This window comes from Maridesulfovibrio ferrireducens (assembly GCF_900101105.1).
Classification (GTDB): Bacteria; Desulfobacterota; Desulfovibrionia; order Desulfovibrionales; family Desulfovibrionaceae; genus Maridesulfovibrio; species Maridesulfovibrio ferrireducens.
The window spans coordinates 546503-568529 of sequence record NZ_FNGA01000001.1 but is presented as its reverse complement, the minus strand read 5'-3'; the positions used below and the strand labels follow the sequence as shown (position 1 = coordinate 568529).

The 22027-nt window shown below is 43.5% G+C and carries 23 protein-coding genes; 12 read left to right on the top strand and 11 right to left on the bottom strand.

The features are described 5' to 3' along the window. The first annotated feature begins 236 nt into the window (after positions 1-236). Positions 237-1016 (top strand): ParA family protein, encoded by a 780-nt coding sequence (locus tag BLT41_RS02515; protein ID WP_092157930.1) that lies wholly within the window; start codon positions 237-239, stop codon positions 1014-1016. A 64-nt stretch (positions 1017-1080) separates the two neighbouring features. On the opposite strand, the gene BLT41_RS02510 is transcribed toward BLT41_RS02515, so the two are convergent. Then, positions 1081-1518: a hypothetical protein gene (locus BLT41_RS02510; protein ID WP_092157928.1), complete on the bottom strand. Its 438-nt coding sequence runs from the start codon at positions 1516-1518 to the stop codon at positions 1081-1083. 133 nt (positions 1519-1651) lie between these two features. Between BLT41_RS02510 and BLT41_RS02505 the strand changes: the two genes are divergently transcribed. From BLT41_RS02505 to BLT41_RS02455, 11 genes are all read left to right on the top strand, one after another. Then, positions 1652-2566: a ParB/RepB/Spo0J family partition protein gene (locus tag BLT41_RS02505; protein ID WP_092157926.1), complete on the top strand. Its 915-nt coding sequence runs from the start codon at positions 1652-1654 to the stop codon at positions 2564-2566. Positions 2567-2611: 45 nt separating this feature from the next. Then, a complete protein-coding gene (gene rfaE1, locus BLT41_RS02500) occupies positions 2612-3622 on the top strand; it encodes a D-glycero-beta-D-manno-heptose-7-phosphate kinase (protein WP_092157924.1) in 1011 nt (336 codons plus the stop codon). Between the two features lie 120 nt (positions 3623-3742). Next, complete coding sequence (locus BLT41_RS02495) at positions 3743-5002, top strand: GAF domain-containing SpoIIE family protein phosphatase (RefSeq protein ID WP_092157922.1); 1260 nt, start codon at positions 3743-3745, stop codon at positions 5000-5002. A gap of 27 nt (positions 5003-5029) precedes the next feature. Next, positions 5030-5338, top strand: a complete 309-nt coding sequence (locus tag BLT41_RS02490) for an STAS domain-containing protein (protein ID WP_092157920.1) — start codon at positions 5030-5032, stop codon at positions 5336-5338. A gap of 52 nt (positions 5339-5390) precedes the next feature. Then, complete coding sequence (locus BLT41_RS02485; RefSeq protein WP_092157918.1) at positions 5391-6140, top strand: MlaE family ABC transporter permease; 750 nt, start codon at positions 5391-5393, stop codon at positions 6138-6140. A 6-nt stretch (positions 6141-6146) separates the two neighbouring features. Next, positions 6147-6950, top strand: coding sequence for an ABC transporter ATP-binding protein (locus tag BLT41_RS02480; protein ID WP_092157916.1), 804 nt, complete (start codon positions 6147-6149; stop codon positions 6948-6950). A 16-nt stretch (positions 6951-6966) separates the two neighbouring features. After that, the gene (locus BLT41_RS02475) at positions 6967-7926 is read left to right on the top strand and encodes an MlaD family protein (RefSeq protein WP_092157914.1); all 960 of its coding nucleotides are present in this window, start codon (positions 6967-6969) and stop codon (positions 7924-7926) included. Continuing rightward, on the top strand, positions 7923-8537 hold the full coding sequence (locus tag BLT41_RS02470) for a hypothetical protein (protein ID WP_092157912.1): 615 nt from the start codon (positions 7923-7925) through the stop codon (positions 8535-8537). The genes BLT41_RS02475 and BLT41_RS02470 overlap by 4 nt, the downstream gene beginning before the upstream one ends. Positions 8538-8551: 14 nt before the next feature. Next, on the top strand, positions 8552-8950 hold the full coding sequence (locus BLT41_RS02465; protein WP_092157910.1) for a DnaJ family domain-containing protein: 399 nt from the start codon (positions 8552-8554) through the stop codon (positions 8948-8950). Then, complete coding sequence (locus BLT41_RS02460; protein WP_092157908.1) at positions 8947-10332, top strand: WD40 repeat domain-containing protein; 1386 nt, start codon at positions 8947-8949, stop codon at positions 10330-10332. Before BLT41_RS02465 ends, BLT41_RS02460 begins: the two co-directional genes overlap by 4 nt. Positions 10333-10380: 48 nt before the next feature. Continuing rightward, positions 10381-11721 (top strand): ATP-dependent 6-phosphofructokinase, encoded by a 1341-nt coding sequence (locus tag BLT41_RS02455; RefSeq protein ID WP_092157907.1) that lies wholly within the window; start codon positions 10381-10383, stop codon positions 11719-11721. Positions 11722-11971: 250 nt separating this feature from the next. Here the strand turns inward: BLT41_RS02455 and BLT41_RS17805 are convergent, their stop codons facing one another. The 10 genes from BLT41_RS17805 to cls all read right to left on the bottom strand — a co-directional run bounded on the left by BLT41_RS17805 (position 11972) and on the right by cls (position 22021). Then, positions 11972-12124, bottom strand: coding sequence for an RHS repeat-associated core domain-containing protein (locus BLT41_RS17805; protein ID WP_092158802.1), 153 nt, complete (start codon positions 12122-12124; stop codon positions 11972-11974). Positions 12125-12211: 87 nt separating this feature from the next. Continuing rightward, positions 12212-13546 (bottom strand): HD domain-containing protein, encoded by a 1335-nt coding sequence (locus BLT41_RS02445; RefSeq protein ID WP_092157906.1) that lies wholly within the window; start codon positions 13544-13546, stop codon positions 12212-12214. Between the two features lie 80 nt (positions 13547-13626). Further along, positions 13627-14895, bottom strand: coding sequence for a dihydroorotase (locus BLT41_RS02440; protein ID WP_092157904.1), 1269 nt, complete (start codon positions 14893-14895; stop codon positions 13627-13629). Between the two features lie 15 nt (positions 14896-14910). Further along, positions 14911-15834, bottom strand: a complete 924-nt coding sequence (locus tag BLT41_RS02435; protein ID WP_092157902.1) for an aspartate carbamoyltransferase catalytic subunit — start codon at positions 15832-15834, stop codon at positions 14911-14913. A gap of 62 nt (positions 15835-15896) precedes the next feature. Then, complete coding sequence (locus tag BLT41_RS02430) at positions 15897-17003, bottom strand: amidohydrolase family protein (protein WP_244512177.1); 1107 nt, start codon at positions 17001-17003, stop codon at positions 15897-15899. Between the two features lie 77 nt (positions 17004-17080). Beyond that, a complete protein-coding gene (locus tag BLT41_RS02425) occupies positions 17081-17428 on the bottom strand; it encodes a hypothetical protein (protein WP_244512176.1) in 348 nt (115 codons plus the stop codon). Positions 17429-17549: 121 nt separating this feature from the next. Continuing rightward, positions 17550-18515 carry a signal peptide peptidase SppA gene (gene sppA / locus BLT41_RS02420; RefSeq protein ID WP_092157899.1) on the bottom strand — a complete coding sequence of 322 codons (966 nt, stop codon included), beginning with the start codon at positions 18513-18515 and terminating at the stop codon, positions 17550-17552. 157 nt (positions 18516-18672) lie between these two features. Further along, complete coding sequence (locus BLT41_RS02415) at positions 18673-18927, bottom strand: hypothetical protein (protein ID WP_092157897.1); 255 nt, start codon at positions 18925-18927, stop codon at positions 18673-18675. A 660-nt stretch (positions 18928-19587) separates the two neighbouring features. Next, the gene (locus tag BLT41_RS02410; RefSeq protein WP_092158798.1) at positions 19588-20508 is read right to left on the bottom strand and encodes a zinc dependent phospholipase C family protein; all 921 of its coding nucleotides are present in this window, start codon (positions 20506-20508) and stop codon (positions 19588-19590) included. A 127-nt stretch (positions 20509-20635) separates the two neighbouring features. Next, positions 20636-22021, bottom strand: coding sequence for a cardiolipin synthase (gene cls / locus BLT41_RS02405; RefSeq protein WP_092157895.1), 1386 nt, complete (start codon positions 22019-22021; stop codon positions 20636-20638). Between the last annotated feature and the right edge of the window lie 6 nt (positions 22022-22027).

The following is a 22027-nucleotide window of genomic DNA, read 5'->3' as shown; positions in this document are numbered from 1 at the left end:
TTTGTGATGATCAGATAATTTTTTTATTAAGTTTTTTTATTAAAAGTACTTTTTTAAAGAGGTTTAAGCCTAATGATCTGGTGATTGTTTGGGTTATCAGCTTCTTTTTTGTTTTTGATTTCTTGATTTAAACAAAATTTCAGTCTAATTTGCTTTAAATGTTTTCATATCAGTTTTTGACGTGATGTTTCACGTGAAACATGAAAATTGGAATCTCATGAACAAGGTGGTTTCCAGTGGCAAAAAGAATTGTTGTAGCGAATCAGAAAGGTGGAGTTGGTAAAACAACGACATCAATCAATTTGGCAGCTTCATTAGCTGTAATGGAAAAAAAAGTTTTGCTTGTGGATTGTGATCCGCAGGGAAACTGTTCAAGCGGGCTGGGCTTTTATCCCGGCGACTCAAGAGAAAATGTATATTCTGTCTTATTTCAGCCGGAGCGGGTCAAAGACGCAATTTTTCAAACTGACATTCCGTTTCTTTCCTTGATGCCTGCGAGTCAGGACTTGGTTGGTGCTGAGATAGAGTTGATTGATAAAATGGGGCGTGAGTATTATTTGCGGGAGTTGATCGATAGGGTTGAGGATGAATACGAATATATAATATTCGACTGTCCTCCTTCGCTTGGGCTGCTTACGGTGAACGCTCTTTGCGCAGCCAGAGAGCTTTTAGTTCCCTTGCAGACCGAGTACTATGCGCTTGAGGGTGTAGCTCAGCTTTTAATGACTTTCGAATTGGTTAAGAAAAGATTAAATCCTGACATGACTGTTTTGGGAGTTGTGTTAACCATGTATGATCGCCGTAACAGGCTTGCCAGACAGGTTAAGAACGAAGTTAGAAAAGCTTTTCCCGATAGTCTGTTCGAAACGATTATTCCGAGAAACGTTCGTTTGTCTGAGGCTCCGAGTTTCGGCAAACCTGCAATCTCATATGATGCAAAATCGAATGGAGCAAAGGCTTATATAAGTCTCGCTCAGGAAGTTGTTAAAAGACATGCGGCTATGGAAGTAGATTAAGATAAATAAAAAGGCCGACATTTGTCGGCCTAATTGTTCAAATATTTGGAAACTTTTATATAAATTATTTTTTATTGGTGTACTTGGCTTCGAAGTTGTTATCTTTTTCTTCGACAAAAGCAGTGCACTGAGTAGTTACTTCATCTTTGAAATGTCTTTTAGTGATACGTCCCTGACATTTTGAACACTTAAAAGATACTAGTCCACCAAGGTTGGCTGATACAAGTCTAAACTTGCGAGGTTCGTCAGTTTCCCAGTTCTCTGTGGAGTTGTTGCAAATATCGCAGCTTACATTGGTGTCAATAGGGTAAGGGAAGTCCCAGTATTCTTTGAGCTGTCTCCAAGCTCTTATTGGTTCAGGGCGTTCTTCAGGTTCAGCTTTGGGGAGCAGTTTTGTTATATGCGGCTTAACCTTGGTCCATAATTCAGCTGTGATCAAGGCTCCGATGAGGTTGCCTTTTTTATCGAAAAGTTCTGTAAGATTATCATCGTGATTAGACATGTAGCCTCCGACGTTTATTTTAATGTAACATTGTTAAATGCTACTTTAATCACGCTTTCGATCAAGTCAAAGGAAATAATATATCGAATTTTCCCTTCGGAAGGCGTAAATTCATAAAAAGAAGGAGAAAACCATGGCAGGCGCAACCGGAGGACTCGGACGAGGACTCGACGCACTACTTGGTGGATCAAAACTTGATGCCCAGGGCAACTCTACATCTGTAGATGCCCGGCAGATAGATATAGATAAAATTATTGCAAATCCCAATCAGCCGCGCAAGGAGTTTGCTCCCGAGGCTTTAAAGGATCTTGCAGAATCAATAAAAGCAAAAGGTGTAATACAGCCTGTTTTGGTCCGTTCAATTGCAGGACGCAGAGACTCCTTTGAACTGGTAGCTGGAGAACGTCGTTTAAGAGCTTCTAAGCTGGCTGGTTTGACTGAGATTCCTGTGCTTGTAAAAGAAATGACAGACCTTGAGAGTATGGCGATTGCTTTGATTGAAAATCTACAGCGTGAAGATTTGAATCCAATTGAAGAAGCTAAGGGTTTTCAAGAACTGATCACGAGGTTTGGACTAAGTCAGGAACAGCTTGCGGGGCAGGTTGGTAAAAGCCGATCGACTCTTTCAAACTCTATGAGGCTATTGACTCTTGCCGAACCGATTCAGAGCGCTATTGGAAAGGGTGATATTTCAGCAGGACATGGTCGTGCCCTGATAGCAATTGCAGATGATGATGCCCGCACAGAATTATTTAAAACGGTTCTTTCGGATGGCTTATCTGTCAGACAGGCTGAAAGTTCTGTTTCTTTTTTTAAAGAACATGGATCTCTGCCGAAAGGTGAAGTACCTGTCGTCGCTAAATCTGCCAGCCGCACGAAGAAAGAGCCAAAACAAATTGACGCAGAACTGGCAAATGTAAAAGCCCGTCTGGAAGATTCTTTGGGAACAAAAGTGTCATTCAGCGGATCTTTAGATAAAGGAAATCTGACGATTAAATATTCGTCAGAAGCAGAGCTTGAAAAGATTCTGGCACTGCTTGAAGTGTAACTCCGCTTGATGTCAGATTAAGATATATAAGGATATTTTTAAGATATGGATAAAACAATTTTAAGCGTATTGCCCAAACTGAAAGGGCAGAAGGTGTTGATTGTTGGTGACGTGATGCTTGATCATTACGTGATTGGTTCCGTGGATCGCATTTCGCCTGAAGCTCCGGTTCCCGTTGTTCAGGTTACTGAGGAAAAGTATCTTCTGGGCGGAGCTGGAAACGTGGCTCGAAATATAGTCGCGCTGGGCGGTGATCCTCATTTGACTGGTTTCATAGGAGCGGATGCAGAGGGGCATGTTTTCAACAAACTCTGCCTTGATTCAGGCATTTCATGTAGTTTGTTCGAATCTGAGGATCGTCCTACCACAAAGAAAACACGGGTAATGGCTCATAATCAGCAGATGGTCAGAGTTGATAGAGAGAAAACAGATGAATTTTCAGTCTATCATATGGATCAGCTGTTCTCATTTCTAGATAATGAAATTTGCGATTACAGTGTTGTAATATTGTCTGATTACGGGAAAGGGACCCTGTCTCAGAACTTTTTTGATAGATTCTGGGCTTTACTTAAAGTGAAAAGCCATAAACCGCATGTTTTGGTTGACCCCAAGACCGTTAACTATGATCATTATAAAGGCGTCAATCTTCTTACGCCTAATGCCAAAGAAGCAGGTGAAGGCGCAGGTATGGTGATCAAAAGCAAAGAAGATGTCCTTGAAGCGGGCAGAAAGCTGTTTGATCGGCTTGATCCAACTCATCTGCTCATCACTCTCGGTGGTGACGGTATGGCTCTTTTTGAATCGCGTGATGTGGTTAAACATGTTCCGACTTTTGCGCAAAAAGTTTTTGATGTAACCGGGGCAGGCGATACCGTTATCGCAACTTTGGGATTGGGACTTGCTGCGGGGCTTGATCCGCTTACCTCCGCTGTGCTTGCAAACTATGCTGCCGGCATCGTTGTCGGTCAGGTCGGTGCGGCGACTGCTACTGTTGAGGAACTCGCAGAAGCTGTACGTAACTGGTCTAAGCCGAAAGTTACAGCTTGGAGTGAATAACTTAGAAGTAATTTTAAATTATGTTGAAATAGTATACAGTAAAAGCTTAAATGAAACCGAAGAGTTAAATTTTGACGAATCGGGCATTATTCTTGGTCGAAAGTAAATAGGGAGAGGGTGGTGAGTAGCCAAGCCCGTAGATTAAAAAAATTGATTCAAGCAAACGAAGTGCTGGCGAGCATTGAATCGCTGGTCGATTTGTTGCCTCAACTCTTAAGGTTGGCACAAGATGTCACCGGAGCTGAAGCCTCTTCTATTCTGCTCTATAATAAAGAGAAAAATGTTCTCGAATTTGCTTTGGCTATGAATGATGTGTTGAGCGAAATGAGTATGGATATTTTAAAAACTCGTATTGAGTTGCCGCTTGGTAAAGGTATTGCCGGGTGGGTGGCTCTGCATAAGAAGTCTTTAAATGTCGTCGATGCTCAAAATGATGCTCGTTTTTCTCGCGACGCGGATAAAAAAACAGGTTTTGAAACTCGCTGTATATTATGTGTGCCTATAATTCATAAAGGTGAACTTCAAGGCGTTGTTCAAGTTTTAAACTCAAGTTCCAAAGATTGCTTTAATATCGAAGATCAGGAGCTTCTTGAGAGTTTTGGGCATTTGGCCGGAGTTGCTCTGGTACGCTCTGAGCTGATGATTCAGAGGCTCAATCAACAAAAATTTGAAACACAGCTTGAGGCTGCCTCCCGAATTCAGAAACAATTCAATCCTAAAACTCCTGAACTTACCGGTGGCAATCATATTTGGGGAAATTCCGTCCCGGCACATTTTGTCGGCGGTGATTTATATGATTTTATACCCAATTCAGATGGAAGCTGGTATGTTTATGTTGCGGATGTTTCTGGAAAAGGACTTCCTGCTGCGCTGATCATGTCTGCGTTATGGACACGAATCAGGGCTGCGGCGGTTAAAGAGCTGTCTCCGAACGAAATGATGACAGAGATTAATAAAGCTGCCTTTGAATTTATGGGCGGCGAAGTTTTTGCTACAATGGTGCTTGTTCGTTTCTATCCTGAAACGGGTAAATGTAGTTATTGCGTTGCCGGTCATCCCGCTCCGTTGCTTGTTGCAGACGGTGAAGTAAAAGAAATGGACAGGCCTCTTGGACTTCCTGTCGGAATTCTGGATGACGGGGAGTTCGGTTTAGCTGAGATTTCTCTTGAAAAAGGACAGTCCTTGATAGTCGTCACAGACGGGGTTGATGAAGCCCGGAATAAAGACAAAGATTTTTTCGGAACAGAGCGTCTGGCGGAAGCCTTGAAAATCGAGGGAAAACCTCCTTTAGGTAAATCTTTACTTAAAGCTGTTTCCAGATGGAGAGGAAAAACTCCGCCGAATGATGATACAACCGTTGTTGAAATATATAAATCTTGATGGGTCATTTTTATTAAGGAGATGTCTATGAGTTTTGGTTGGAAACTAGATGTTAGTGCCGAAGAAGCTCTGATTAAAATCAGCGGGGAAATTGATTTTACAGGAACTCCGGCTCTTCGTGAAGAGTTGCATAAATTTATTGAAATCTCATCGGGAGAAGTGCGGGTTGATCTTTCTGAGTTGGAATATCTGGACAGCTCCGGCCTTGCTTCTTTGATTGAGCTGCGAAGAATGCTGACACTAAAAGATCGAACTGTTGTGATCATTTCCGTTACGGAACAGGTTGATAAACTTTTGCATCTTACTCAGGTTAAATCATTATTTGGTATGGAATAGTTAAGGCGTTTGCTTCATGAAAAGTTGATATTTTCAAACGGAGTCAAAGGTTATGAAAGGATTGCAGGTTCTGGCATGGATGATTTCCCGACTTTTGGGATGCCTGCGCCTGAAACCCGGTCCTAAAAAATCTTTCTATCGTAAAAAACTCTACAAAGATCTCGCCAGCGTCGGGGCCGACTCAATACCTATCGTCAGTGTTATTGCCGGCTGTACAGGTATTATTCTGGCCTTGCAGGCAGCACAGCAGTTGGAGAAAGTCGGGGCTGTCAGTTATGTTGCCAGCCTTGTCGGGCTTACGATTATCAACGAGTTAGGGCCGTTGCTCACAGCGATTATTATCACCGGGCGATCCGGTGCCGCTTTTACTGCCGAAATTGCCACTATGCAGATATCTGAAGAGATCGATGCTCTTGAAGTAATGGGTATCGAACCTGTTCGTTTTCTTGTCGTTCCCAAATTGATAGCCATGCTCATTATGGTCCCCTGTCTTACAGTCTGGGCTGATTTTGTAGGAATTGTTTCAGGCGGCATTTTCTCCTCTGTTGCTCTCGGGATAAACGAAGTTACATATTTCAATAACACAGTGGAATTTTTGAAGTTACGGGATGTCTTTGCCGGATTGGTCAAAAGCGGAGGCTTTGCCGTTGCAATTACTGTGATCGGGTGCTGGCAGGGGTTCTTAGCTCGGGAAGGAGCGGTTGATGTAGGGCGTAAAACCACAAATTCTGTAGTTATATCAATATTTATGATTATTTTGTTAGACCTATTTTTTACAACACTGAATTTTCTTTTTCGTTAAGTGATCATGAAAGTATCAAGACTTGCACAAGACATAACATTAAAAGAACTCAGCCTCGGGTATCCGGGAAAAGTGCTGATGGCGAATCTTAATGCCGTACTTCCGGCAGGTAAGATCAGCGTAATTCTTGGCGGTTCAGGATGTGGCAAGTCGACATTACTGAGACATATTTTAGGTTTGAATGTTCCAGTTTCAGGCGAAATATTCCTTGGTGAAACAAACCTCACCAAATTGAAAGATGAAGATGAGTTAAGACTTATCCGAACTCGCATGGGTGTCCTTTTTCAGGACGGGGCAATGCTCGGGTCTCTCACTTTGGGTGAAAATGTGGCTTTGCCTCTTCAAGAGCATACGGAGCTTCCGGATGTAATTATCGAGGAAGTTGTAAATATGAAGCTTAGAATGGTTGGGCTTGGTGAGTTTACACATTATTTCCCTAACCAGCTTTCCGGCGGAATGAGAAAAAGAGCAGGGCTTGCTCGAGCAATGGTCATGGACCCGACAACTTTGTTGTGTGATGAGCCTTCATCGGGACTTGATCCGATCACAGCGGCCGATCTTGATCAATTAATTTTGAAACTTAAAGAGACATTTAATGTTACGACTGTAGTTGTTACGCATGATCTCGACAGCTTGTTTAATATTGCGGACCATGTTGTGGTGCTGCATCAGGGCAGATGTTTATATCAGGGTGATCTGGATGGCCTTAGAGATTCGGACGATGAGTATCTGATTGATTTTCTGGAAAGACGGCCGACTATAATAGATAATTCAATGGCAAGATCAGTAAAGTTTAGAAGTAGATTATGATTTTTGGGGGATAAAAATGGTACTCAATCCGCGCAGTTCAAAGACAGATATTATTAAAGCAAGTTTAGCCGCCTTAGGCGGGTTAGCTGTGTTGGGGTTATTTATTGTTTTTCTCGGCGGTCATGATTTCTTCGCTGATTATTCCACTTACAATATTTCATTCCGTAATGTGAAAGATCTTACTTCCGGCAGGCCTGTAAAATATGCGGGTCTTAGTGTCGGTAAGGTTGGAATCATAGAAATTGATGAGCAGAATCCGGGCCGTATTTCTGTGGTTATTAATGTGGACAGGGATTTTGCACTTTATGAAGGCACTGTTGCAACAATCACTCAGAAAGGACTTGTGGGTGATAATTATATTCTTTTGGAACTTGAACGTGATCCGGGGCCTAAACTTGCGCCCGGAGCAATGATTCCAGTTGCAGTGACTTTAAGTATGAATGATGTTGCTGCTGAAATAGGCAAAGCAGTTGCTGCCGTTGCTCCAAAGCTGGAAAAGGCCGCAGAAGGCCTTCAGGCTCTTTTCTCCGGTGAGAACAGGGCAAACCTTGAAAAAAGTTTAAAAATTGCTCCTGATGTACTTGCGCAAACTAACGCTACGTTGGTTTCATTCCAAAAAGAGTGGGTTAAGCTTTCTCGAACAGCTTCCACAGGGATAGAATCGGGAACAAAAAATCTTGGGGATATCACAGTTGAAATTTCCGACACTTTGCAAAAGGTCGAAAAGGTCCTTCAATCTCTTGAAGGAGATATGAAAAACACTTTGCAGAGCATGAACGGTGAAGTCACGAGAGTGGCGGATGGCGTTGACGGACTGACATCAGATCTTCGCAAAAATCTAGAATATGATCAGGAAGAAATTGAAATTATTCTTTTAAATGTAAACAGACTTTCTCGAGAAATGAACAGGTTGGCCAGATCGCTTCGGGAACGTCCGTGGCAGGTTCTCAATCCTCCTGAAGGAGCCGGAAAATGATAAAAAATATTTTAAGCATATCCTTACTGGTTGTTGTTCTATTTGCTGCCGGTTGTATTGGCGGAAAATCTGTGGAGAGTTCTTATTTACGGGTCGGTTCAAACGCTGAGCTTAAAACAGTTTGCGAAGAAGTGAGACCTGACTTGCCAGCCGTGGCGGTGAAGAGATTTACGAGTCTTCCTGCTCTAGACCGCGAAACGGTTATTCTTGCAAATGGTCCGGTGCTGACTCCCGATTACAGATGGAGCTGGGAAGGAACACCTGCTGAAATATTTGATATTAAAACAGGTACGGCTCTTAGCTGTATGAAGAATTACGAAGTCGTTGCTCCGTATCGACCCGGTGCTGAACGCGCATTGATTCTTTCAGGCGTGGTTATGGCTTTTGAAGTGCAGCGCAGTGGAGGAAATATTTTTAAGGGTGCTGTCAGGTATTCTTTATGGGACGGCGCAGGCAAGCGGTTGCTTGCAAGGAAGCTGATAGAGGCCTCGGTTCCGGTTAAAAGTTTGACAGGTCGAGCCATTGCGAACGCCGCCGGAACAGCTTTAGAGTCTATTCTGGCTCAGACGGCGACATGGATTGACGGGTACAGTGAAGAAGCCAACCCCTAGGAGGGCGGCCTGTAATGTTTTTTATTGCGGCTCTTGCCGAGGCGAAGATTAAAGAATCAGAGAGAAAGGGAGAGTTTAAAAATCTTCCATGTAGCGGAAAGCCTTTGAAACTTGAAGATGATTCAATGATTCCATCTGAGTTGCGAATGGCATATAAAGCTTTGAAAAATGCCGGCTATCTTCCGCCGGAAATGCAACTTCGAAAGGATATTTATTCAGCTCTTGACCTGCTTGAAAGCATGGAGGAAGAAAAAGAGCGCTATTGCCAGATGCAGAAAGTAAATGTTCTTTTCGGGAAAATAAAAAAAATGCGCGGGCAGAAAATTTCAATCGACACTGAAGATACATATTACCAGAATATCGTCGAACGGATGACCCTGAGCAGCAATAAATTCAAGGAAAAAAAGGGATGATCCTCAGATTTTCACAGGTTCAGATTATTATTTTTTTATTTGTTCTGATATTGATAAGTGCTCCGGTTTCATCCGACGCACAAAGCTCTGCAAATTCTAAAGAGAGAGTCGGGCAAACCTATATAGATGTTCCTCCTCAGTTGCGTAAGGGAACAGTTAAATCCTTGAAAAAGTATGTTTCCGAGTTGCTGGGCAAGAAATATGTCAGCACAGGAAAATTGTATACTCCTCCGTTTGAAGCGCTTGCGGACAATATGTATATTTCAGTCACAAGGGAAAAAGCTATTCCTATTATTGCCGGAGGGGTCTCTTCTTATTCCGGTACGGAGGAAGGTCTTGCCGCGGCTCTTTATGACGGTTCTATCCGGCTTTGGAGCAGCTATCCCTGCAAAAAATTGAGACTGCCTTCTGGAAAAGGGGCAGCACTTGTCGCATATGCGCCGGGAAGTCCTGTTTTAGCCGCGACGGATAGCAAAGGGGATAATCTCTTTATTTACGATTTGAAAACCTGTTCCAGAATACCGGGAGATATTCCCGTTGAGCATGGCCCTGTTAAAATGATGGCCATTTCACGCACAGGCGACTGGCTGGGATTGATAGATAGTTTTAATGCACTTTTGAGCGGCCCTTCAAACGGCCCTTTAAAAGAAATGTCCGTGCTGGAAGGAACTCCTCTTTTCCTTGGATATACACCGGGGCAGGGAATTTTAGTTGCTGTTGAAGCTTCAGGTAAAATTGTTATGTGGGGCATGAAGAATTTGTCCCGTATTAATTCTGATGAAGTAGCCGGAGGCCCTTTTGCTTCGGTGAGGATGTCTGGATATGTTGTCTGTCTGCGCCGTGATGACGGTAAAGAAGTTTACTGGGATCTTCGCAAGCGTGATTTGGTTAAAAAATCAGAGGCCTTGAAGGAATCTTCTTCCTGGATTTACGAAAAAGAAGGATCACTTGTTTATTCTACCGGGGTAGATCGTTGGAAAGTTGCTGAGCATTTCGGAAGGCCCTTGTTTATTGTTTCTTACTCTGCAAAGGAAAAATTGTTCAGAGTTCGTGACCTTGACTCTAAAACTCGTTACTATAGCGCCTTAGACGGAAAAGAGTTTTCGGAAATAAAGACATCTGACTGGAAATTTATATCTCCTAAAAACGGAGTTTATAAGGCCGGAAAAGCTTTGTTTCGTTTATATGATCTTGTGTGTCAAAAAGGAGCTCAAAAGCTTTATTGCCGACATATTGAAGGAAAGGGTTTTTATTTATGGTGGCAGCAGGCAGGGGATGTAGTTGATAGAATTCCTCACCCTATGGAACTGCCAGTCAGAGAAAGTATTCTGGCAGATCAGCCCGCAATTTGGACCCCCCTGATTCAGGGCGAAATACGGTAACCTCACCTATTACTGGAGGCCGGACAGTTAGTCCGGAGGAGTTTAAAAGTGGCAAAAAACTCGACCGAAAAGAAAGAATTATTAAATACCGAGATAGCTGTTCTTGGAAAGGCGAAAATACCTTCTCCTTTGAAGAGGTGCTATTTCATAGACGATAACGATAGAACTCTTGTTAATTTAGCTGAAGAAGATATGGGACTGACTGATGACAGAACTGTCTATCAGGAGTTTGAAAAATCCGGTCCACGTGCGTTCACTTATTTTGATCCTTCAAAAACAAAGTGTGCTGTTGTTACATGCGGTGGCCTTTGTCCGGGATTGAATGATGTTATCCGTTCAATTGTTCTCGAAGCTCACTATCTTTATAAAGTATCTTCCGTGCTGGGTGTCAAATTCGGTTTGCAGGGTTTTATCCCCAAATATGGGCATGATGTGGTTGAGCTTACAGCGGATAAAGTAGCAAATATTCATCAATTCGGCGGAACTATGCTCGGTTCTTCTCGCGGCCCTCAGGACCCGGAAGAGATCGTGGACGCTCTTGAACGCATGAATATCAGTGTTCTTTTTATGATCGGCGGAGACGGAACCATGCGCGCCGCTCAGAAGATTGTAAAAGAGATCAATAAGCGCAATGTTCGAATATCAATAATCGGTATTCCAAAAACCATTGATAATGATATCGGTTTCGTCACAAAATCTTTCGGTTTCGATACAGCTGTAGATAAGGCCACAGAAGCCATTCAGTCGGCTCATGTTGAATCTTTAGGCGTCGTCAATGGCATTGGCTTAGTAAAACTGATGGGGCGTGAGTCAGGCTTTATTGCGGCGCAGGCGACACTTGCCCTTAAAGATGTAAATTTCGTGCTGGTTCCCGAGCATGCCTTTGAGTTTGACGGTGAATACGGATTACTGAGATCTCTTGAGAAAAGGCTTGATGAAAGACAGCATGCCGTAATTGTGTGTGCAGAGGGAGCAGGGCAGGAACAGTGTGAATATACGGGAGAAAAGGATGCTTCCGGCAATCCTATTCTTTGCGATGTTTGTACCTTGCTCATCCGCAAAGTGAAGGAGCATTTTAAGGAAGTTGGAAAAGATTTCACCCTTAAATTTATTGATCCAAGTTATATAATTCGGTCAGTTCCAGCCAATGCAAATGACTGCGTTTATTGCGGTTTTCTAGGACAGCATGCCGTACATGCGGCAATGGCAGGAAAAACCGATATGGTGGTAAGCCGGTTACAGGCTAGGTATGTCCATTTGCCACTTGATCTTGTCACGCTGAAAAGAAAGAAATTGAATGTTAAGTCTGATTATTGGAGAGCAGTGCTTGAATCCACAGGGCAGGGGCATCTGCGTAACGATATGGAAAAGGATATTTGTCAGCTTTAGTTGAGTATGAAATGTAAAAAAAACCCGCTGAGCTTTAAGCTTAGCGGGTTTTTTTTTAAGCTTAAGTAACCATGGATTGAACATGGATACTCAGTCTGTCTATATCTTTATGAGAGTTTAAATAACTAGTCAAGTGTAATTTTAAAAATACTTCATGCTGGTGAAATAAACATGATCCGAAATGGGCGTGAATGTTTTTGTGTATATTATTTATAATTCATATTTTTAATTATTTCCAACGGTTTTCCGTCTAATCAGTAAATTTAATCGGATTATCAAGGCAATACTCATAAACATCCACATTTCCGCCATCATATCCTAGCGGGTCCGGGGTAATGAAACTACCGATGATGGGGTCATATTCGTGATAGCCAAAGCTAATAAGTTTAGAGTTTTTATTGATTCGCTCTTAAAACTTTTTCACAGAACGCAAAAAAGCCCGTGCCTAAATTTAGGCACGGGCTTTTAAATTAACTAATTTTATCAGCTGTTAAAGAAGTTTTTCTTTATCTGCCTGATATTTTACATACTCGATAGCTTCTTCCATTGTGCAAACATCTCCGGAAATCTGCGCTGTGAGCAGAGATTCGCGGATGATACCTACAACTGGACCGGGGTTCAGGCCGGTGTGCTGCATGATTTCATTTCCGTTAAGGAAAGGATCGAGCGCTTCTTCTGGAATATCAGCACGTTCAAGCATTTTGATATTGTGATTGAATTCTTTGTACTGTGATCCGCGCGCTTTGATGTCAGCACGAACCATTTCGATGAGACGGGGGTATTCGTCAATTGCCTTGAATTTTCTGATACCCTTATCAGTCAGCATGAAATGGAAACGCATGTGATTGCGAACCATGTCGCAGATAAGATCTACATCTTCCTGTGGGAAGTTGAGGCGGGTAAGAATCTTTCTGGTAACTTTAGCTCCAACGCGGTGATGCTGTAGGAACTGCCATTCTCCGTCCACTTCTTCCGCAGTGTAAACTTTACCGACATCGTGGAAAAGGCATGCTGCCACGCCAAACCAGTCATACGGAAGTTCTTCAGGGTAGAGGCGCATTACATCAAGTGTGTGATTGAATACGGTTTCAGTTTCACCTGTTTTGCTGTTTTTAATCTGTGTAAAGCGAGAGAGAGCAGCAATTTCAGGGATTAGTCCGTGCAGAAGCATTGTTTCGAAAAGCAGAGAAATAAAGGTGTACATATTTTCTGCTTCGACTTTGCGCCATTCATCCATAATTTCAGGGATGGGAACATAGTCGAGAATTCGTTTACAAGCTCTGATGATGGAAGCTTTGGTGTTGCTTTCAATGGGAAGATTATAGTTGGCAGCAAAACGCAGCGCTCTAATTCCCATGAGGTAGTCTTTTTTTAGAGTCTGGTCAGGAATTCCGAGAAAGCAAACTTGCCCGGTGCTGAGTTCAGCAAATCCTTCATAAGAATCTCTTGCTTTAGGGATGTAAGGACAGGCGGAAGACATTGGAATTTCATTCTTCTTTTCCAGAGCCTTAAGCAGTCTCGGGGTCATGCGGGAAACACACTCTTCGGGATGTGAAGAGTTGCTGGTATCCGACATGTAGAAATTGAAGGTGGTTTCTCCTTCTGTCAGAATCGCTGTTATTTCATCTTTTCCTGCGACCTGAACATTTGGAAAAAATTTGCTCAGACCTTTGAAATCAAGCTCGGTGGAAATATCAAGGGTTATTTCTTTACCTTTATCGTCAATGGTAAGCTTTTGAAGCCTTTCGCTGATAATGTAGGCGTCATAGCCATTGCGCATAATGGTTTTACAAATTCCAACCGCGTCTTTAAAGGGTTCGCTCATAGTGTCTCCTTAAGGCGAAATATATTAAATCTTTAATCGTTTACCTAGGTTGCAGAGTTTTCCTCTGCCTTTTCATGGTGTCATACTATTTTTTTGCCGCCAAGGAAATGACTTATCACCCGTCCTTTCAGGGTTTGGCCTAGGAAAGGTGTGTTTTTGCCTTTAGAGTGCATTGTTTCAGGGGAAAGAGTCCATTCTTCGTCCGGGGCAAATAGGAAGAAATCGGCAACATCACCTTTCTTGAAACTGTTCAGCGGCAGGCCGAAAGTTTCGCAAGGGGCGGTGGTCCACATTCGTATAAAGTCATCAAATGTTATTTTGCCGGAAGCAACAAGTTCCCATGTCAGGGATAAGGCTGAATCAAGTCCTGAGATTCCGCAAGGGGCGACCATAAACTCAACTTCTTTTTCATGTGCCGCATGGGGAGCATGATCGGTTGCAAACATGTCGATGATGCCTTCACGGATAGCTTGCAGGAGAGCTTCTACATCGTCTGCTGTACGTAGCGGGGGATTTACCTTTGTATCCGTTCCATATCCTTCCACAGCTTCTTCAGTGAGCAGCAGATAGTGAGGGCAGGTTTCCGCTGTAACCTTAACGCCGCGCTTCTTGGCCCATGCGATAAGGTCAATCGATTTCCGGCAGGAAATGTGAGCCAGATGGATATGAATATCGAGATATTCAGCTAAAAGCAGATCGCGGGCAACCTGCGCCGCTTCCGCAACATCGGGCTGTCCGGCAAGGCCGAGAAGGCTTGATACTGCGCCTTCGTTCATTCCTGCGCCCAGTTCAAGATATGGATCTTCGCAGTGATCGATTACTGGTTTTCCGGTGTCGGAAGCGTATTCTAAAGCTCTTCGGAAAAGCTCGGTATTCTTTACGGGTACGCCGTCATTTGAAAAGGCAACGCATCCAGCATCAGCAAGGTCGTGCATGGATGAAAGCTCTTTGGCTTCAAGTCCTTTGGTCAGTGCACCGATAGGAAAAAGACGCGGACCGTTTGGAAATGCCGCGTGAGCTTTGTTCTGCATTTCGGCTGTGATCACGGCATTATCATTTACCGGGCTGGTGTTAGCCATACACATTATGTTGGAAAAACCGCCGTGTGCTGCGGCTTTGAGGCCCGAAGCTATATCTTCTTTATATTCAAAGCCGGGTTCTCTCAGATGCGTGTGAACATCCGTAAGGCTCGGCATGAGCAGGTATCCTCTGGCAGCGACAACCTCGGCTCCTTCGTACATAGCGTCTGATGAAGGGATTATTTCGAGTATTTTTCCGTCTGCTACGAGGAGATCGACCTCTTCACCTTTCCATACCGCTTTGCGGATAACCAGTTCAGGATTGGTCATAGTCAATTCTCCTTATTATTTCTTGCGAGTAAGATAGAGATAAAGAAGAGCCATACGCACGGCGACACCGCTTGCAACTTGATCAAGTACAAGGCTCGAAGTTGAGTCGGCCAGTGCTGAGTCTATTTCAACGCCGCGGTTCATCGGTCCGGGGTGCAGTATTTTTACATTTGGTGAAGCTAGTTCCACTTGTTTTGGCCCGAGTCCGAAATAGCGTGAGTATTCCCGCACATCAGGAAGAAGTCCGGCCTGCTGTCTTTCAAGCTGCAGTCGCAGACACATGATAGCATCAACGCCTTTAGAAGCCTCGTTTACATTTGAATAGACTTCTACGGGCCAGCTTTTGATGTTTGGTGGAAGAAGAGTTCTAGGAGCGCAAAATCTGACTTTAGCTCCCATCATGGTGAGCATAATGACATTTGATCTGGCAACTCTGCTATGCGCGATATCTCCCAGAATGAGCACTGTTTTACCTTCCAGTGCGCCCCATTCCTGATAGAGCGTAAAGCCGTCCAGCAGAGCTTGGGTAGGGTGGGCGTGTCTGCCGTCTCCGGCATTGATCACGCTGCAATCAAGCCTTTCGGCAAGGAAAGCCGCGGCGCCGCTGGCCCAGTGACGGATAACAATCCCGTCAATGTTCATGGCCTCCAGAGTCAGAGCTGTATCTTTAAGTGTTTCGCCTTTGGTTAAGCTGCTTGAGCTTTTGGCAAGGGAGAAAGTATCGCAGGAAAGTCTTTTCCCTGCCATATCAAAAGAAGTTTTAGTTCTGGTACTTGGTTCGGCAAAAAAAAGGACCACGCTATGGCCTTTTAATGTCGGTACTTTTTTTACCGGGCGGGAATTAATTTCTTGAAAGTATGTAGCTGTTTCGAAAATGTGCCACACGTCCTCTTTCGAGAGTTGTGTAATATCCAGCAGGTCTTTGTGTCGCCACTCCATAAGCTGTCCTCTGTTTGCGCCTCTTTCGAGACGGGATTAGTGGTTTGCCGTATATAACGGAGTTATTGAAATAAAAGATTCTTAAGATGGGAGGGGACGGTCGCAAAGACCGGCCTTTTACCAACTTCGAGAGATCCGTATAAATCTTCTATCATTAATGATTTGGCACCGTTTTTAGTGATCATTGATAAAGCTTGCTGCGATGTAAGCTTTATATGGATCTCTTTTAACAGATATTCCAATTCATTCCACATATTAAGATCGTGGTTGGATGCAATACTGTCAGTGCCAAGGCATGTGTTAATACCTGAATTAATGATCTTTTCCCACGGAGCGCGACCTTCGCCGATGAATTCATTGCTGCGTGGACACAGGCAGACGTTGGTTCCGGTGTCTGCTAAAATTTTTATATCACTTTCAGAAACTTTTACGCAATGAATCGCAAGGGTAGATTCATCAAGTATTCCAAGTGAATGAATGTATTCTACAGGGGACAGCCCCTTGCTTCCGCAATCAGAGAGTATCCCGGCTTTTCGGAGCATTTCGGCGAAAGGTCCGGTTCCCTGCCCTACGATTTCGTCTTCTTCTTCATTTTCTGCCAAATGAATTGAGAAGGGGCGTTTTGCCGCAGAATCAGCTTTTTTTACCGCGATTAAAAGCTCTCCACAAGTTGAGTGGGGAGCGTGTCCTGCTCCGGCTGTCTTGCCCCGCGGATAAACCTTGTCAGGAAAAAAAGATGCACCTGATTTTGGAATTTTCTGGCCTATAGCTTCGCAGAAACTGTAAAAACCAATCCCGGATTCGTTCATCAGTTCAGACATTTTTGAACAGTTGCAGGTAGAGATATCCGCACAAAAAACTGTTCCGCTTTCAAGCATGCCGGACAAAGCCTTATTGATGGCATCTGTTTCAATCTTGTAAGTGGGGTTTTTCAGTAGCGATGTAATCCAGGACAGAAACCCTTGACCCTGAACAGTTTTTCCTTCGAGATGGGAAAGCTCAAGGTGAACGTGTGCATTGATAAGGCCGGGAACAATAGTCACATCTCCGAGGTCGGTTACGTCGCCGGAAAAATGGTTTTTAATAGAAGACCATGTTCCCGTTTCCAGAATCTCGGTTCCGTTGTGGATCAGAGCAAAGTCGTGGATAAGACTTTCTCCGGATTTCATTGTGACGGCTCTAGCCGCTCTTATACATTTGTTCATGGGCAAAAAAATGCCGGGCCATGCGGCCCGGCTATGTTTACTTATGGGTTTTCATAAAATACATAATTGGTGGAGTAGTCACTGAACTCGAAATAGACTTTCTTTTCGTCAGGATCTTTTATGCCGTTGAAGTTGGCATCAAGGACTCCGTAGCCGAAACGGTAAGGGCGTTCATATTTTTCGCTGGTTCCGGTCGCGGTGGAGAGTTTGTCAATTTTTACAAATTTTCTGACAAGTTTTCCGCCGGAATAAACTTCAAGAACTCCATTAACACCGGTCCAGTTCTGAATAGATCTGCCGAATTTGTTTTGAGCTTCTTGAGTACATCCTGCGAGTAAAGCAAAAGATAAGAGAATAAGCATTGCAAGTATGGTCTTAATTTTGTTCACTGAGGCCCTCCTGAGAGTCTTCGCCGCATTGCGCGACAAGCTGGAAGTTCATACATCTTTTTATGATTAAAGCAAAGGATGTCGGTAGTGGGTCCGCGCTTTTTTAGCTGATATTAACCCGCTATTCTGCGGCTGGATACCATAGATAATGAAAGCCGGCTTTAGGCGGCAGAAGATGTCCGGCATCAATATTTATAAGAGCAGGCGCAACAGCTTGAGATGATGCGGAGTTGTACAAAGTGTCATTAGGATATGTTTTACGTTTGTAAGTTATAACCTTTGCATTTTGTGGAATTCCGGCAAGTTCGCAGGCTTTTGCTACCGCGTCGGGAACATAGCCTATGCTGTCTACAAGGCCGACTTTTTTCGCGCCGTCAGCACTGAAAATCTGTGCCGTGGAGACTTGTTCCATATTTGTTTTTGATACAGAGCGGTGCTTTTGAACAAGGGTCTTAAATCTGTTCGCGTAATTGGTGATAATTTTATTTATAATTTCTTTCTGCTCAGGAGTATCCGGTTTAAAAGGGAATCCCATATCTTTATTGCGGCCTGATTTGGAGACCTCAACAGAAACGCCGATTTTATCCATTAGTCCATCAAATTTGGGGCGTATGAAAATAACTCCGATTGACCCCGTCAAAGTTGTCGGATGCGCCATGATCTCATCGGCAGGAAGGCTGACATAGTATCCGCCGGAAGCCGCTACATCCATCATTGATACAACAATTTTTGCACCGGTTTTTTTCTTAAACAGCATGAGTTCATTGTACAGGACATCGCTTGCTGTGACCGAGCCCCCCGGAGAATTGATCTTGAGCACCACAGCTTTGATGGCATCGTCTTTTTCTGCGAGTTTCAGGCGCGAGGAAACTTCCTGCACCAGACTGGGCCTTGCAGCGAAAAGTCCTCTTTTAGCTCGATCAGATATTGTTCCGTCGATTGAGATGACTAGAACTTTATCGGCAGCTTCGCCTTGGATGGTCTTTTCCAGCAATGGATCAGTGCCGTCAGGAAACAAGCTCATTTTGGGCTGACAACCGCAAATCAGGGTTGTAGCCAGCAGTATCAAAAGAAATATTTTTTTCATTTGGGAGCACTCCGTTTTTTTGTCTGAAAATAGCAGAACAGGAGTGTTTAAGCAAAGGATGTATGTTTTAAAGAAAGCAGAAATGAGTAGGCCCCTTGAAAAGTGAGTTTCAAGGGGCCTGATGTGACGGGGTCAGTATATTTAAATTAGCAAGATGCTAAGACATGCGTGCGAGTTGACGTCTGTACTCTGGAGAAATGTTGAGTCTTTCGATGTCGCGAAGATTAACAAGATTTCCTCTCATTTTTGCACGGGACTGCTGTCCGCTACGGATACATAAGATTGTCCAAGCTGGAAGCCAAAGTCCCAAAGTTGCGAGGGTAAGAACAGCGTGGAGGCTGTGGTTAACATTACTTCCGCTAAGAGCGTGGCGCTTAGCAGCCCATGCTTTGATAGTTCTTAATATGTACATATTTATATCCTCAAAAAACTGGTTGGTTTTGTGTCGTTCACAATTCCCACCTATGTCCGGTATTAATGCAAGTCAACAGTAATCAATGTAGCAGCATCAAAAGTATAGTAAATATTGTTCAGCAATTTGTTTTGTTGTTAACATAATGAAATATTTGTGTTTATTTGTAAGTTTAAGGCTGGTTTACGACTTGGTTTTCATTTTTATGAAGGGTTGATTTAATAATCATTGCATAGAGCTAAGTCTCTTTTGTTATGTTTTTCACATGTACGGTTTAACAATATTGACAAAAGATAAATTGTCTTAATGGATTGAAATAATGATGTTTATTTTTATTTGTGCGGAAAAGATAACATTTTTGTCATCAGCCGTGCACGAAGACGAAAGCTTTGAGTGATCAGTCAATCACGGCTTCTTAATGTTGTTTGATAGCAGTGTGAATAGTGGTAATGCAGTGTTGATGTATCTCTAATGTATTATTTGTGTGAGTTGCATTGAAAATATAAAAGTTGCAGTAATTATGTAGAAGTCTTTCTTTGATAAAAGATAATAAAAAATAAAACGTTGCTTAGCGAATAAAGTTTGTATTTTTGTTTGAAACAAAGAATTCTAGAATAGCTTATAGCTTTTCTCTAGAATAAAATTCTAGAGAAAGCGTCCCTATCCATGTAACCGCAAATGTTTCAAATGAGAAGTCTTAAGCAGGCACTCAGTCCCTTCGCATTTCGGAAGTTCGGTAATAATCTCATCCACCTCAAATCTGGGTATGAAGGGGAGCGTCCGTTTAAGGGAATGGCGCCAGTTATTATCAGCCTTGGCAAGAGCCAGGTGGTCACTGCCGATGGGGTCAAATTTCAGTGCGGTGGCATTATGAGGATCGTTAAGCATGTTCACAACCAGTCTATATGAATAGTCCAGTATGGATTGAAGGTATTCAGCCTGATACGCTGGAATGACTTTTTTTGAAAAATTAAGAGAGGCATTAATGGATTTATATTCCAGTAATCCTATGGTTTGGCGGAAGACTCTTTTTTTAAGGAAAAAGCTTAGTTTCTTAGAATCCATGTATTCACGAAGATTCAGGTCTGCATCCTGATTGGAGTGCTTGAACAGCCTTGCCGCTTGCTGCACTGACCAGTTCGCCTGATCGTCTGCGAGCATTTCAATATAAACATGGCTCAGCTTTCCGCTGGATGGAGCCTGCTTCATAAGGTTGGGTACATAATAGTTGTGAGCAACAATGTCTGCCGCAAGGTGTGACAGGTAGCCTAGGGCGTATGCTTTAAGGTGTGGATCTTTGGCAGCGTCAAACAGTGCGAATCCCGTCTGCCAGTTGTGGCTGTGTTTCTTTTTGGCCTTGCTTCCTTTGCCGATAAATATATCAGCACTCAAACATCCATATAAAAAGATGGGTGCATTTGCGAGAAGCAACCTTGCAATGGAGGCAGGAAGAAGTTCCGGGCGGGCAATTACAGCATTACCTATCGCCATGTGAATTCCCGGTCCCCATGCAAAAGAGGTTGCGGCAAAACCCAGAATAGCCAGCGAAGTAATAAATAAAATCAGAACTGTTTTTTTCATATTCTTTACGATTATAGTTGTTCTTTTTTTCAAGCATTGCGGTCCGTTTAAATTATAAAGAGGACCTAATTGTAAAGAATAATGCCGCGTTGGTGTGCGGTCAAGTTATAAAGAAAATGAAGGCTTCTTATAGAAGCGGAGCTATCAGTCTGGCTATGCCTTCAGCAGTGTCGCGCACTGGGCCGACCTGATTAACTCCCTGTGTTCCTTCCTTCATGAGCCCTTCGACCCAGTCATGTACAGGCTTAATTTCTGCTTTGGAATATGAGAACATTACTATTTCATAGTTTAGAAACAGACTGCGCATGTCCATGTTTGCTGAACCGACAACAGCAAGTCTGTCGTCAACTACAACAACTTTGGCGTGTACCATGTGCGGGTAGTTGATAATTTTTCCACCGCATTCTGCCAGTTCACGCAGATGTGTGCCACGGGCAAGGTCGGCAAGTTTATGATTGGACTTGGCCGGGACCAGAACTCTTAAATCAACACCACGTTGAGCGGCAAGTCTAAGCGCCTGAGCAAGAGCCTCGTCCGGCACATAGTAAGGGGTTACAATCCAGAGTCTTTTTTCGGCAGTATAAGCCGCAGTGAGCAGAGCGTCATGAACAGGGTCTTTAGGAACGTCCGGCCCTGATGGCACCACCTGTACAACTCCTTCTCCGCTGATGGCGGAACCTTTCAGGCAGGGAGGGATGATATTAACTGTTTCATGTGCGGCAAATTCCCAGTCAGATTGGAATACTTCTAAATAATGGCGTACCGCAGGGCCTTTCAGGACAAAGGAAAGATCTGTCCAGCGGTCTTTAAAAGGAGTGGGACCGATATATTCTTTGGCTATATTTGTTCCGCCGGCGAGAACAAGTTTCTGATCGGCAATGGCTATTTTGCGATGATTGCGCAGATTGGTTCGTCCATGAAAAGGAGCTCGTAAAACAGGCATGAAATAGGCGACCTTACCGCCGTTTTGAAGTATGGGAGCCAGAAATCTTCTGGAGGTGAAGAGCGATCCTATATCATCGAGCAGCAGTCGTACTGTAACGCCGCTTGCTGCTTTTTTTGCCAGTTTGTCTACAATTGCTTTTCCTATTTCATCGCGGGAAAGAATGAAAGTTGTGATCAGAATTTGGTGTTCGGCTGTGTCGATCAGATTAACCAGTTCGTTGTAAGTTTCAACTCCGTCTTGGCAAAGCCGGACTTTATTACCGCAGGTTGCTCCGGGAATATCATATTCGCGCAGAAGAGCATCGATGGGATCAGCCTTTTCCAGAGGGAGGGTTTCCTGTCCGACTAGATGGATGTTTTCTTTGGTGCGAGCATCTCGTTTAAGCTTGCGACCACCCAAAGCAAGGTAGAGCGGAACACCTATATAAGGAGCGAAAAAGATAACCATCAGCCACGCAAATGCTGCGGATGAGGTCCTTTGTTTGCGCAGAATGGACATTACAAGAACTGCGGCAAGCAAAAAACCGCAAACGATAGCAAAATGCCAGAAAAGTAAATTCCATTCCATAACGTT